Source organism: Sulfurovum sp. (genome assembly GCF_041551015.1).
Taxonomy (GTDB): domain Bacteria; phylum Campylobacterota; class Campylobacteria; order Campylobacterales; family Sulfurovaceae; genus Sulfurovum.
In genome coordinates this window covers 1-12,905 of the sequence record NZ_JBFENQ010000039.1, presented here as the reverse complement: position 1 = coordinate 12,905, position 12,905 = coordinate 1, and the positions used below count along the sequence as shown (strand labels likewise).

The following is a 12,905-nucleotide window of genomic DNA, read 5'->3' as shown; positions in this document are numbered from 1 at the left end:
GTCTTTTGTTTTGAAAGATTTTATTTGTATATTCGAACAAAGTTCTTTTATCTTAGGATGTACTTCTTTAGATATGACAGAAAAAGAGATATTGTTCTCTGCCAATACTTCTGCTTTTTGTAATGCGATATTTCCACCACCTATTAAAAGAATATGTTGTTCCTTCAGTAATATGGGTAAAGTTTTTCTTTGTTTCATCTTTGTGTTCATCCTCTTTATAATTGAAATTATTATAGCTCATAAAATATAGACAGATAGGTTATAATTGTTTATTTTTTAACCAATTATAAATAAATAAGAAAACAATACTATAAATAAAAGCCTATGTAGAAGTAAAATTAATTGATTAAAAATTAATCATATAATGTCTCATCTACACTATCCTATCGTTGTATACTTCACACAATATTTATCTTAAGGAGAAAAAATGGCAGGATTTAAAGCATTAAAAGGACAAGGACACACACCAACGTTGTTCATGGCTTTTTTATATTTTGATATGAGTTTTATGGTGTGGACCATGTTAGGTCCACTTAGTACAGAAATTTCTGAGGCTTTAGCACTTGGTGGTCATATTATGACAGCGGGAGAGAAAGCAACTTTACTTTCACTTCCAATTTTAGCGGGAGCATTTTTAAGAATTTTATTAGGATTTGGGGTAGATAAACTTGGTGCTAAACTGACAGCATTACTTTCACAGAGTATTGTAATTGCTGCATTGTTAACAGCATATTTTTTAGGTGATAGTATCACTTATAATGTACTTCTTATCGTTGCACTCGGTCTTGGATTTGCTGGAGCTTCTTTCGCTGTGGCACTTCCACAGGCAGGACAATGGTATCCGCCAAAGTCTCAAGGTATCGTTCTTGGTATAGCCGGAGCGGGAAATATCGGTGTAGTTATTGACTTCTTGTTTGCACCTAAAATTGCGGAATTATGGGGATGGTCATCTGTATTTGGTGTAGGTGCAGTCATGGCTATTGTAGTGTGGATTGCGTATGCATTTATCGCTAAAAATGCACCAGAATCTGTTTATAAAGCTAGACCTAAAAAACTCTCTGATTATGGAAAACTTCTTAAAGATAAAGATACGTGGTGGTTTAACCTTTTCTATGCAGTAAGTTTTGGTGGGTTTGTAGGTTTTGCAGGATATATGAAAGTGTATTTAATGAACACATATCAAGTAGACATGAGTGCTTTTGGACTTGATGTATTGAATGAAGGCAATGTTAAAGTAGTTGCAGGTTATTTTGGGGCACTGTGTATTTTTGCTGGTGCAGTACTTAGACCTATAGGTGGTGCAGTTGCAGATAAAATGGGTGGTATTAAATCACTATATATTTTCTTTGGTACGGTTGCAACACTGGCTGTAGTAAATGCTACAATGTCATTACCATTTTGGTTAGCAATAGTGGTTCTTTTCCTCATCATGGCAAACCTTGGTATGGCAAATGGAGCGGTATTCCAACTTGTTCCACAAAGATTTGGTAAGGACATTGGTATCATGACTGGTATTATCGGTGCAGCTGGTGGTCTTGGTGGTACAGCATTGATCAAGACCCTTGGTTGGTCTAAAGGTGCTTTTGATGGATATACTGCAGGATTCATGATATTTGCAGTTGTTGTACTAGTCGCGATCGCAGGTATCTCACTTGTGAAGACCAGATGGAGAACAACTTGGGGTGTGAAAGCAGGTGGCATGATCTAATCATACTCCCTCTATATAGCATGACATCACTGTCATGCTGATGATCCTGTATTTTAAATTATGTCATAATTTTTATCATATACTTTAGAATAATCATAAAGGCAATTTATGTCAAAACAAAACATAGAAACATCGGGACTCACACTTGCTAAAGGTACACAGCTCAAAGGGGATGATTTTTTTGAAGTGAAGGTGATGGAGAATATCACTGTTGCTGTTGTCTGTGATGGAGTAGGATCTGCACTTCAAGGTGCACAAGCAGCCAGACACACTACTAATTTTTTAATCAATTCTCTTAAAAATAGACCTAAAAGCTGGACGATGGAAAAGTCTATAAAACATTTTATTGAGAATATTAACAGAGTACTCTATCTTGAATCTATGGCAGAGTATGATCGTGAAGAACTTGTTACTACACTTGCGCTAGTCGTGATAGAAGGTGACAGGTTATATGGTGCCAATGTGGGAGACAGCCGTATATACTTACATCGTAACATCGATGGAGATGAACAGCTTACGAGACTCTCCGAAGATCATTCTATGGATGAAGAGGGTATGGAAAATGTACTGATGGCAGCTATGGGGCTAGAGGAGAGTGTCTCGCCATACTATTTTGAAAATAATCTTTTATCAGGTGATAAGATACTTCTTTGTAGTGATGGACTCTATAATGAACTGGCGGAGGAGGAACTTAGTTCAGGTATGAAAATGGGTGCTTCTTTTTTAGTTAAAAAAGCAAGTAAGTTATATGATGATAACCTCCCTGACGATACCACTGCCATAGTGCTTGAAATTAATGAAGTTGACCCCAGACTTAGACTAAAACAAAGTGATCTCATCATACATGAAAGTTATAAAGTGGGTGAAGTCATCGATGGCTATATACTACTCAAACCACTGATTCAAAATGAACGTACTTGGCTTTGTGAAAAACGAGGATTCAAGTATGTAATGAAGTTCGTACCCTATGAAGCGATGAATGATGAGATCATGCTTGACCTCTTTGTAAAAGAAGTGTGGATGGCAAAGAGACTTAAAGCAGGGTTTTTCCCAAAAGCAGTCATTCCGAAAAATCGTACTCATCGCTACTATATTATGAGTTTTATAGAAGGTCAAACACTTAAAGAGTACAGTGCAAAAAAATCGCTCTCTGTAGACTTGAGTGTTGAATTGGCTTGTTTTTTGCTCAAAATGTCACATTTTTTGATGAAATATGATTTAGTGCATGGTGATATCAAGCCTGAAAACATCATACTGACTGAACGTAAAGGTAAATTGGTATTTAAAATGGTGGATTTCGGGAGTATTACTGAAGCTTACTCCAATGTCACACGGGCGGGTACACCTTCATACTTGGCACCAGAACGTTTCAAACAAGCACCAGTAAATGAGCAAACTGAAATCTATGCCATAGGTGTAACACTTTATGAAGTACTCACACAAAAGTTTCCATTTGGAGAGATAGAACCTTTTCAAAACCCCTCTTTTGAAAAAAGTATCAAAGCACCAAGTAAACTGAATCCTAAAATACCTGCATGGTTGGAGAGTATTATTTTAAGAGCTCTTGATACCGATACAGATAAACGTTACAGTAACTACTCAGAGATGCAGTATGAAGTGAGTAACCCAGAGAAGGTAAAACCTTATTTTGATAAAAATATTTCGTTTATAGAACGTAATGAAATGATGGTTTATAAAGTAGGATTTATTACAATGTTTTTGCTGAATTTTGTACAGATGTTTTGGTTTTAGATAAAATAGGATGCAAGAGGTATTAACTTTTCTCTTGCAGTCTTTGTTTACATGCAGCTACATCTATACAGAACATACCCTTTCCTTTTTTAGCAGGTTTAAGTTCATCTATATTTTCATTACCGCATTTTTTACATTTATTCTCAACTGCACAGATAGGTGCAAGTTCTTCTCTTGGCACTTCCGGTTTCATTGCTGGGAATAAAAGTACATCACGGATACTGTGTTGGTTGGTCAGCATCATGACAAGTCTGTCTATACCGATACCCTCACCAGCTGTCGGTGTCATACCGTAGCTAAGTGCTTTTACATAGTCAGTATCCATATGCATTGCCTCATCATCTCCAGTTGCTTCCTTGGCATCCACTTGTCCCTTAAATCTCTCATATTGATCGATAGGGTCATTGAGCTCAGAGAAACCGTTGGCTATCTCTTTACCAGCCATGAAAAGCTCAAAACGCTCTGCAATATCTGGATTATCATCACTTCTTCTTGCAAGTGGCGAGATATCCACAGGGAAATCTGTGATAAAAGTAGGGTTGATGAGCTTCCCTTCAACAAATTCATCAAAGAGTTCAGCCTGCAGGTAACCTAATGTAAGGTTGGGATCTACTTTGACATTGTGTTCTTTCAGATAAGCCAATGCCTTTTCTTTATCTGTAGTAACATCTGACGGTACACCACCTATGCTTGTGAGTGACTCGATGTACGGTATTTTCGCAAATGGTGTTGCAAAATCTATCTCTACTTCACCATAAGGCAACTTTCTTTCAAGACCAAGGTTATCAAAGAGGTAATCAAATAACTCTTCCGTGATCTCCATGAGTTCGATGTATGTTTTGTATGCCCAGTAAAACTCTATCATCGTAAATTCAGGGTTATGGGTATGGTCCATTCCCTCATTTCTAAAGTTCCTGTTTATCTCAAAAACGGCTTCCATCCCACCAACGATAAGACGTTTGAGGTAAAGTTCAGGTGCGATTCTCAGATAACGCTCTACATCCAAAGCATTATGATGTGTGATAAATGGTTTTGCATTTGCACCGCCAGGGATAGGGTGCATCATAGGTGTTTCAACCTCTAGAAATTCCTTTTCTTCAAAAAATCTTCTTACCATTGAAACGATCTTGGATCTCATAACAAAATTCTTTTTGACATCCGGATTCATGATCATATCAAGGTAACGTTGTCTATATCTAATCTCATGATCTTGTAGTCCATGGAATTTTTCAGGCAGTGGAGAGATAGCTTTAGAAACGATTTTCATATCTTTACAGTGAAGGGTGAGTTCACCCGTTTGTGTAACGAATGGATACCCAGTTGCTTCGATGATATCTCCGACCTCAAAGAGTTTCTTTGCTACATTGTTATAAAAACCTTCCGGAAGTTCATCTCTATTATAATAGATCTGAACTAAACCTTCTGCATCTTCCATTTTTGCAAAAGCAGCTTTTCCCATGATACGAATAAACTTGAGTCTACCTGTGAGTGAGTAGGTTCTGTTCTCATCTTTTTTCTCATCACTTTCTTGCTCTTTGATATAAGCACACTCTTCTAAAAACTGTGTAGAAGGGGTTCCTTTTTGTATTTGGTTAGGGTAAGGGTTGATACCTTCTTCTCTTAGCTTCTCGGTTTTTTTGATTCGTTCTTGAATATATTGATTTTCAAATATCAAGCTGTCTCCTGTTTTTATTCTAATTATTGAATGTCTCTAGAGTTTCTCTATAGACTATTTTTAACGTTGTGTTTTATGAACGTGTTAAGTTTGATTATTGACAATTTTCACAAAGACCTATGATCTTCATCGTATGGTCTGTCATGTGAAAGTTGTATTTTTGGGCTATCTCTTCTTGTCTCTTTTCTATTGTCTCATCGAAAAATTCTATAATTGCACCACATTTTGTACATATAAGGTGATCATGGTGTTTTTTAAGTCCAAGTTCATACTTTTTCCCTTGTACACCAAAGGAGATAGAACTAGCGATATGTGACGTCTCAAGTAGTGTAAGCGTACGATATACAGTAGCAATACCGATATTTACTTCAGGGTACTGCTCTTTAAGTAAAGTATAAATATCCTCAGGTGTAAAGTGTCCATCATTTTCATAAAGGAACTTTAATACAAGTTCACGTTGTTTGGTGAACTTCAGTGAGTTTTCTTTTAGAAGCGTTTGGAGTTTTTCTAAAAGTAGAGAATATTCAATCATACCGGACCTTAGTTTTTTGTAGTGTTATTGGTTTCAGTTATCGAAGCACTTGTCTCAATTGAAATATTCGTTTCAACTGAAGCATTTATATCTGCAGGAGTTGTAGCCTCTGCTGTATCAGAGACAGTTAAACCCATAGCAGATGTGTCAAGATTAATAAGGTATGACCCCGCTTCTCTAAGATATGGGTAAAGAATAGAATCATTGACATATTTTTCTAAGTTGTCTTTTATCAGTGTTACATTTGATAAAGCAGTCACGATCAGTGCAAAAATAAGGAAATACTTTCCTCCTCCTGCAATGAAACCAAAAAGACGATTGAGAAAACCTAAACCACTTTCACTTGTAAGTTTTGAAAAGATAGTACCAAGGATGGTAGCACTAACCCAAATGACTATTAAAATTGCAAGGAAACCAATCAGTTTCAACAATGATGGATTGTCTAAGTGTAAAAAGTTCGTATCAATAAATGTAGCAGCTCTATCAGAAAGTCTAGAGGCAAAGTAGACCCCGCCTACAAGACCTAGAAGACCAAACACTTCTTTGATAAATCCCTGCATAAAACCTTTGATCCCCAATATCAGTATGATGGCTGAAATCGTGACATCAAAGTAATTAAAGTCCATCATTGAAAAATTTTCCATTGAAAAATCCATATCATTATCCCTTGTTTTTTACTATAATTTTTGCGTATTGTATCTATATATCTCTAAATATCTCTAAATATGCTTTTAGAGATATTTTTGTCAAGATTATATTTTTCCAGAAAGTTCAGATGGTCTGTTGGCATATTGTAAAGCAATGTCACGACTTATCTTCCCATCATTTAGGAATTTAAGCAGCGCTTGTGTTTGTGTTTGCATTCCGGTATCACCTTGACCTAGTTGCATTTGTGAATATATCTGGTGCACTTTATCTTCACGTATGAGGTTTGAAATAGCGTGATTGGTTACCAGGATCTCTGAAGCAGCTACACGACCACCCCCCAACTTAGGAAGAAGTGCCTGTGCGATAACTGCAACCAAAGAAGAAGCGATCATAGCCCTGATCTGTGGTTGTTCATCCCCGGTAAACACATCGATAATACGGTTGATAGTTCCAGGTGCTGAAGAAGTATGCAGTGTACCAAATACAAGGTGCCCTGTTTCAGCCGCAGTAAGTCCAGCTTCTATCGTTTCTTTATCTCTCATTTCCCCGATGAGTATGATGTCAGGATCTTGACGCATGGCATATTTAAGTGCTACTGCAAAAGACGAAGTATCTTCACCTACACCTCTATGGGAAAAAACACATTTTTTGTTTTGGTGGATAAATTCCACAGGATCCTCAACTGTAACGATGTGTTTTTGCTCGTGAAGGTTGATCTCATTGAGCATTGCGGCTAGTGTTGTAGATTTACCAGAACCTGTTGGTCCAGTTACCAAAATAAGTCCTTTTTCTCTCTTTATAAGTTTTTTATAGACTTCGGGAGCACCCAGGTCATCAAGTGAGGGTACATCAATAGGAATGATCCTGAAGGCCGCAGCAGTATCACCCAATGTACGATAGTAGTTCGCTCTGAATCGTCCTATACCAGGAAGTAGAAGTGCGAAGTCAAGTTCATCATGCTCTTCAAAGTGCTGTTTTTGCTTTTCTGTGATAAGCGAATAACACATTTCCTCAATATCTTCCCCTGTAAGTGTAGGAAGGTTTACGGGTTTAAGTACACCGTCAAGTCTTATTTGTGGTTCAGTACGACTTACGAGGTGGAGGTCTGATGCGCCATGTGTAACAACACTTTGAAGCAGTTTTTTGATATCAAAAGCAGCCATGATTATCCTTTTATTTAGTGTATATTTTCTAGATATTGAGACTCATTATACCCAACTATCACCTTCTTATCAAGTTCAATAACCGGTCGTTTAATAAGCATGTTCTCTTTTGAGAGCCATAGTTGTTTATCTTGATCTGTGAGAGAAAGTTCTTTGAGTTTCAATGTTCGGTAGGTAGTACCTCTAGTATTGAAGAGGGTCTGTATATCGGTATGTTTTAACCATGAGGTTATAGTATTTTGATCTACTGGAGTTTCACGAAAATCTATAAATTCGTAATCTATCTCATGGGATTTAAGATATTTAATTGCCTTTCTGACACTGTCACAGTTTTTTATACCGTAAATTTTTAACATGTATCTAATTTACTCTATAATTGCTGGTACGATAAAGAAATCATCTTTACCTTGAGGCGCATGAGACAAGATATCTTTTGCGATGTTATTTGCTTCTCTGGGAGTATCTTCTCTTAAAGGGGTACCACCATCAAGTGTTGAAAATGAAGGGTCCAACGCATCTGTGTCAAGTTCATTAAGATTATCTACGTAATTAAGGATACCTGAAAGTTGCTCTATGACCTCTTCTTTTTTTGAATCATCGATCTTTAGGTGAGAGAGTTTTTCAAGTTTAGCTAAAACGGTGTTATCTATTTGCATACTGCGCCTTCTTCTTATTTATAATTCATATTATAACCTCTCTTATTATATATTAATTTAGTTTAAGATATAACTACAACATAAAATGATGTATAAGGATATAAAGTATGCAACAATTAGATATGAATTCTGAAGAATTTAAAGCAGAATTGGAAAAAACAAAAAACTTTACAGATAAAGTATGTGAAAGTAAAGGTTGGGTTTATAACAGTAATGAAGATGTTAATGAAGGTGTGACCATGGGACTTGCACGTCATAAATTACTTTATGGTAAAAGATTTTGTCCTTGCTATATGGTTGAACCAGATGAGTCAAAACCTGGAAAATTCAAAAGTACTGATGACAGAATCTGTCCATGTAAACCTGCCATAGAGAAAGAGATTCCTGAAGATGGTGTGTGTCATTGCCAAATTTTCTGTACACCTGAATACAGAGCAACACATAATTAAGTAAAAAATATTTTTAAGTTAACAGCAGGTTATAATATTGATTGACTATAATACTCGATTATTTTAATGTCAGGAGATAATAACATGCAAACTTTACTTGAAAAAGATGACATCAACTCAGAAGAACTCCATACTTTATTGGAAGCAAGAGAAGAAGGAATGGTAGACTTCCTTTTGATTGATGTAAGAGAAGATATGGAATATAACATGGGACATATTAAAGGTGTGGACATGCTTAAACCGACGACTTCTTTTCAACAATGGGCACAAGAAATTTTTAATGAGACCAAAGAGAAAAAAGTCATCTTTACTTGCCGTACAGGAAGTAGAAGTGGACAGGTACAACATGTATTTAAGCAAAATGGTCATACAGGAGTATTAAACCATTTTGGCGGTATTGTGACCTATTATGGTGAAATAGAAAAATAACATGTCTAAAATCCTCTATCTTCATGGTTTTGCATCTTGCGGAGAAGGGAATAAATCTTTACTCCTTAAATCTTATTTTGGTGCAGATAATGTTATCGCACCGGATCTTCCACCTTCCCCGATTGATGCCATCGAAATGATTGAAGAGATTTTAGGATCTACAAAAATTGACAGTTTGATCGGTTCATCGTTAGGCGGATATTATGCAACCATTTTAGCTGAAAAACACGGTATGAAAGCGATACTTCTTAATCCATCGACCCAACCATGGGAAACATTGGCTGCATATACAGGGTGGCAAAAACGTTTTTGTGATGAAGAGGTATTTGAATTCAAGCCGGTTTATCTCGAACAACTCAAAATGTTACAATCAGCTCCCCAAAAAGGTAGATATTTACTTCTTTTACAAAGCGGGGATGAAGTATTAGATTACACTAAAGCACAATCTCTCTATAATAAACACAGAATTGTCGTTGAGTATGGTGGAAATCACCGTTTTGAGAATCTAGATGAGTATCTCTCAATGGTAGAAAAATTTATAAATAAATGAGTCTGAATGAATGTAGTTGACCTATTGCTTAAACTGTTGAGTTGTGAATCTTTGACACCGGATGATGCAGGATCGTTAAAGTTCATTGAAGAGTATCTTGATGATTATGAAGCTATCTATGTAAACAAAGAGGGTGTTAAAAACCTGATGTTAAGTAAAAAATTCGCAGATGGACCGCATCTTTGTTTTGCAGGACATGTAGATGTGGTTCCTGCAGGTCACGGTTGGGAAACAAATCCCTTTATTCCTGTGATTAAAGAGGGCAATATTTATGCCCGTGGTACACAAGATATGAAAAGCGGTGTGGCTGCTTTTGTACAAACCTGTAAAGATATTGAACATTTTGAGGGAACACTCTCTGTACTGCTTACTTCTGATGAGGAAGGTGAAGGCAAATATGGTACGGTTGTGATGCTTAAGCACCTCAAAGAGATAGGCTTTTTGCCAGATTACTGCATTGTTGCAGAGCCAACGTGTGAGAAGACTTTTGGTGATGCCATTAAGATTGGAAGACGAGGTTCTATTAACGGATATTTAACTTTAAATGGAAAGCAAGGGCATGCTGCCTACCCTGAAAAAGCGATCAATCCGGTACATCAAATAGCTACTGTTTTAGAGAAAATTGCAGGGGTAGACCTGGACAATGGTGATGATGATTTTGCTCCTAGTCAAATGGTGATTACCGATATACGGGCAGGAATGGAAGTGACCAATGTTACACCGGGGACACTAAAAATGATGTTTAATGTACGTAACTCCACTAAAACTACACAAGAAGAGGTTAAACTCCACATAGCCAAATGTTTTGACGGCTTAGATTATAGTTTGGAATTGACACAGGGTTCATACCCATTTGTTACCAAAAGAGATTCAAAGATAGTAAAGAAACTCTCTTCAAGCATCAAAAATATTACAGGACTCGAAACAAAACTTTCCACTGCCGGTGGTACCAGTGACGCAAGATTTATGGGAGCATTTGGTATTGATGTTGTAGAGTTCGGTGTGATAAATGATACTATTCATGCACCGAATGAAAGAACATCCATTGAAGAAGTAGAAGCGCTTTGTGCTGTATTTAAAGATATGGTGAAACATTTTAATTAAGGATCAATATGAACAAAATAGTATTAGGACTCTTACTTCTTTCAAGTACGCTCTTTTCGGTAGAATGGGTAAAAGATATAGATACAGCATTTGTATTAGCAAAAAAAGAACAAAAAAATATGATGGTCTTGGTAGAGGGTGAAAACTGTAGATGGTGTAAAAAAATGAAATACCGTACTTTGTCGGATGAGAGCGTAGAGAAAAGACTTGAAAACTTTGTTGTAGTCAAAGTAATGAGAGAAGACCCTTCTGCTATGTCAGTATTGCCACGGGTAAAAGGAGTACCTACTATTTTCTTTATGAAAGAAAATAAAGAAGTTATGGAAGAAGTGATAGGTTATTATGATGTGGAAGATTTTATCTCTTATATCAACAGTGTAGAACAAAAGTCAAAATAAGTGTTAAATATGAAAATAATCCTATCAAGTATTATCTTTTTTTCTCTGTTTCTACTTTCTGGATGTGGTGAAGAAAAAACAAAACCAGTGAAGATAAGTACTTCAAAAAGTCAAAAACATGAAACGATCCAAAGTATGCAAAAAAAAGAAGAAACACTTGGAGCCTTTGAGAAACTTATTTGGGAAACAGATATGGATCATGCTTTTGAACGTGCAAAAAATGAGAATAAAAATGTCATGATCATGGTAGAAGACCCAAGATGTAAATGGTGTACAAAAATGAAAAAAGGTGCATTATCTGACCAAAATGTACAAGATAAATTACAATCCTATATTTTACTGAAAGTACAAAGATCAGATAAAAAAACTGCTAAACGTATTGAAGATTTCACTGGGGCTATTCCAAGCTTTTATTTCATGCAGCCAGATCAAGAGCTTTTTGAATCTGTGATCGGTTATTTTGTCACAGAAGATTTTTTAGGCTATCTTGACGAGATTGAAGAAGATAATTAGGTATTTAAACTATGTATAGACGCCCTCATTTTACTGAATATATTATGGCAAGGTTAGTCACATTGGCTGTGGCTACAAGCATTATTTTCAGCATTCTTTTTTTAACTTTTATCCCTGATAACAATATTGCCTTTACTTCGATTGGGCTTTTAATATTTGGTTTTTCAATGTTTATTTATGCAATAAAGCGTGGGGCTAATCGTATGCAAAAAGAACTGCAACTTATCAATAGATACTTAGAAAATCTTGATAAAACAGATAAGATAGACTACAAAGCTCACTTTTTTACTCAAGAGTTTGAAGACATCAATCAAAATCTTATTAAAGTACTTGACAGTGCCAAAAAACGTGAAGAGATCAAGCAACGATATAATGCGAAACTTAAACTTAAAAATCGTCAGCGTGCAGACATGATATCGGCAATTGCTCATGAGTTTCGTAACCCTATTGCTTCTATTATGGGATATGCGCAAACATTGGAAGATGATAAAGAGATTCCTCAGGCATTACAAGAAAAATTTCTTGGTAAGATCTATAATAATGGAATAAAAATAGAGGCACTCCTCAGTAGACTTGTTTTATGGAATAAATTTGAAAGTGGTGAAGCAACATTACATCCAAGTAATTTTGATCTTTATGCTTTGGCGAATGAGGTCAAAACAGCTTTAGAAGAGAAATACCCGCAGAGAGAAATTGTTTTAGAAGGGAGTAGATATATGGTTGATGCTGATCGTACACTCTTGGAGATAGTATTAAAAAACCTGATGGAAAATGCACTAAAATACTCTAAAGATGAAGTCGTGGTAAAGATAGATGCTGGTAAAGTATCTGTGATAGATAAAGGTACCGGTATCTCCACTTCTGACATTTCAAAAGTAACCAAAAAGTTTTATCGCTCAGGTACACACAGTTGGGATAATTCTATGGGCCTAGGGCTCTCTATCGTTAAGAGTATCCTAGCCTTACATGGTACAGAATTAGAGATAGAGAGTGAAGAAGAGAAAGGGTCTACGTTTTCTTTTCATATTTAATTGATGATAGTCTTCAACTATTTTGATGCATTAAATTTCCTTTTGACACATCAACCTAAAAACTAAAAGTTTCTTTAATCAAATAACCGCATTTTAATCCAAACTTTTATAATATAATCTATGCGTTTACCCTAGGTCTGCGAGGATTAATGGGTGCTTATAATAATTATAAGATTAGCTAAATTTAAGGAGGAAGCATGAAATTAGGTTTCTTAGTTGACCTTAACCTATGTATGGGTTGTAAAGGTTGTGAGATTGCTTGTAAAGTGGAAAATGAAGTTCCATTGAGTACTTGGC

16 protein-coding genes and 1 pseudogene are annotated in these 12,905 nt (G+C 36.0%); 10 read left to right on the top strand and 7 right to left on the bottom strand.

Annotated elements, in window-relative coordinates; translation table 11 throughout:
* A partial coding sequence (locus ABZC96_RS04035; protein WP_373029262.1) for an NAD(P)-dependent oxidoreductase occupies nucleotides 1–198 on the bottom strand: 198 nt, incomplete at its 3' end.
* Between the two features lie 229 nt (nucleotides 199–427).
* Between ABZC96_RS04035 and ABZC96_RS04030 the strand changes: the two genes are divergently transcribed.
* Both ABZC96_RS04030 and ABZC96_RS04025 read left to right on the top strand, forming a co-directional pair.
* Entirely contained in the window at nucleotides 428–1,708 is a 1,281-nt protein-coding gene (locus tag ABZC96_RS04030; protein ID WP_373029261.1) for a nitrate/nitrite transporter, read from the top strand.
* 108 nt (nucleotides 1,709–1,816) lie between these two features.
* Nucleotides 1,817–3,460 (top strand): protein phosphatase 2C domain-containing protein, encoded by a 1,644-nt coding sequence (locus ABZC96_RS04025; RefSeq protein ID WP_373029260.1) that lies wholly within the window; start codon nucleotides 1,817–1,819, stop codon nucleotides 3,458–3,460.
* A gap of 22 nt (nucleotides 3,461–3,482) precedes the next feature.
* Here the strand turns inward: ABZC96_RS04025 and lysS are convergent, their stop codons facing one another.
* From lysS to gatC, 6 genes are all read right to left on the bottom strand, one after another.
* On the bottom strand, nucleotides 3,483–5,135 hold the full coding sequence (gene lysS / locus ABZC96_RS04020; protein ID WP_373029259.1) for a lysine--tRNA ligase: 1,653 nt from the start codon (nucleotides 5,133–5,135) through the stop codon (nucleotides 3,483–3,485).
* Between the two features lie 94 nt (nucleotides 5,136–5,229).
* Nucleotides 5,230–5,667, bottom strand: coding sequence for a Fur family transcriptional regulator (locus tag ABZC96_RS04015; RefSeq protein ID WP_373029258.1), 438 nt, complete (start codon nucleotides 5,665–5,667; stop codon nucleotides 5,230–5,232).
* Nucleotides 5,668–5,675: 8 nt separating this feature from the next.
* Nucleotides 5,676–6,311 (bottom strand): CvpA family protein, encoded by a 636-nt coding sequence (locus tag ABZC96_RS04010; RefSeq protein ID WP_373029257.1) that lies wholly within the window; start codon nucleotides 6,309–6,311, stop codon nucleotides 5,676–5,678.
* A gap of 108 nt (nucleotides 6,312–6,419) precedes the next feature.
* Nucleotides 6,420–7,478 (bottom strand): type IV pilus twitching motility protein PilT, encoded by a 1,059-nt coding sequence (locus ABZC96_RS04005; protein ID WP_373029255.1) that lies wholly within the window; start codon nucleotides 7,476–7,478, stop codon nucleotides 6,420–6,422.
* A gap of 14 nt (nucleotides 7,479–7,492) precedes the next feature.
* Nucleotides 7,493–7,834: an arsenate reductase family protein gene (locus ABZC96_RS04000; protein ID WP_373029253.1), complete on the bottom strand. Its 342-nt coding sequence runs from the start codon at nucleotides 7,832–7,834 to the stop codon at nucleotides 7,493–7,495.
* A gap of 9 nt (nucleotides 7,835–7,843) precedes the next feature.
* Nucleotides 7,844–8,134 (bottom strand): Asp-tRNA(Asn)/Glu-tRNA(Gln) amidotransferase subunit GatC, encoded by a 291-nt coding sequence (gene gatC, locus ABZC96_RS03995; protein WP_373029251.1) that lies wholly within the window; start codon nucleotides 8,132–8,134, stop codon nucleotides 7,844–7,846.
* 107 nt (nucleotides 8,135–8,241) lie between these two features.
* Between gatC and ABZC96_RS03990 the strand changes: the two genes are divergently transcribed.
* From ABZC96_RS03990 to ABZC96_RS03955, 8 genes and pseudogenes are all read left to right on the top strand, one after another.
* Nucleotides 8,242–8,583, top strand: coding sequence for a ferredoxin-thioredoxin reductase catalytic domain-containing protein (locus ABZC96_RS03990; protein ID WP_373029249.1), 342 nt, complete (start codon nucleotides 8,242–8,244; stop codon nucleotides 8,581–8,583).
* 84 nt (nucleotides 8,584–8,667) lie between these two features.
* Nucleotides 8,668–9,012, top strand: a complete 345-nt coding sequence (locus ABZC96_RS03985; protein ID WP_373029248.1) for a rhodanese-like domain-containing protein — start codon at nucleotides 8,668–8,670, stop codon at nucleotides 9,010–9,012.
* A gap of 1 nt (nucleotide 9,013) precedes the next feature.
* Nucleotides 9,014–9,562, top strand: coding sequence for a YqiA/YcfP family alpha/beta fold hydrolase (locus tag ABZC96_RS03980; RefSeq protein ID WP_373029247.1), 549 nt, complete (start codon nucleotides 9,014–9,016; stop codon nucleotides 9,560–9,562).
* Between the two features lie 6 nt (nucleotides 9,563–9,568).
* On the top strand, nucleotides 9,569–10,666 hold the full coding sequence (dapE, locus tag ABZC96_RS03975; protein ID WP_373029246.1) for a succinyl-diaminopimelate desuccinylase: 1,098 nt from the start codon (nucleotides 9,569–9,571) through the stop codon (nucleotides 10,664–10,666).
* Nucleotides 10,667–10,674: 8 nt separating this feature from the next.
* Nucleotides 10,675–11,064 carry a thioredoxin family protein gene (locus ABZC96_RS03970; RefSeq protein WP_373029245.1) on the top strand — a complete coding sequence of 130 codons (390 nt, stop codon included), beginning with the start codon at nucleotides 10,675–10,677 and terminating at the stop codon, nucleotides 11,062–11,064.
* Nucleotides 11,065–11,073: 9 nt separating this feature from the next.
* Nucleotides 11,074–11,577, top strand: coding sequence for a DUF255 domain-containing protein (locus tag ABZC96_RS03965; protein ID WP_373029244.1), 504 nt, complete (start codon nucleotides 11,074–11,076; stop codon nucleotides 11,575–11,577).
* A gap of 44 nt (nucleotides 11,578–11,621) precedes the next feature.
* Nucleotides 11,622–12,608, top strand: coding sequence for a sensor histidine kinase (locus ABZC96_RS03960; RefSeq protein ID WP_373029243.1), 987 nt, complete (start codon nucleotides 11,622–11,624; stop codon nucleotides 12,606–12,608).
* 197 nt (nucleotides 12,609–12,805) lie between these two features.
* Nucleotides 12,806–12,905, top strand: a pseudogene (locus ABZC96_RS03955) (4Fe-4S dicluster domain-containing protein); the annotation flags it as partial.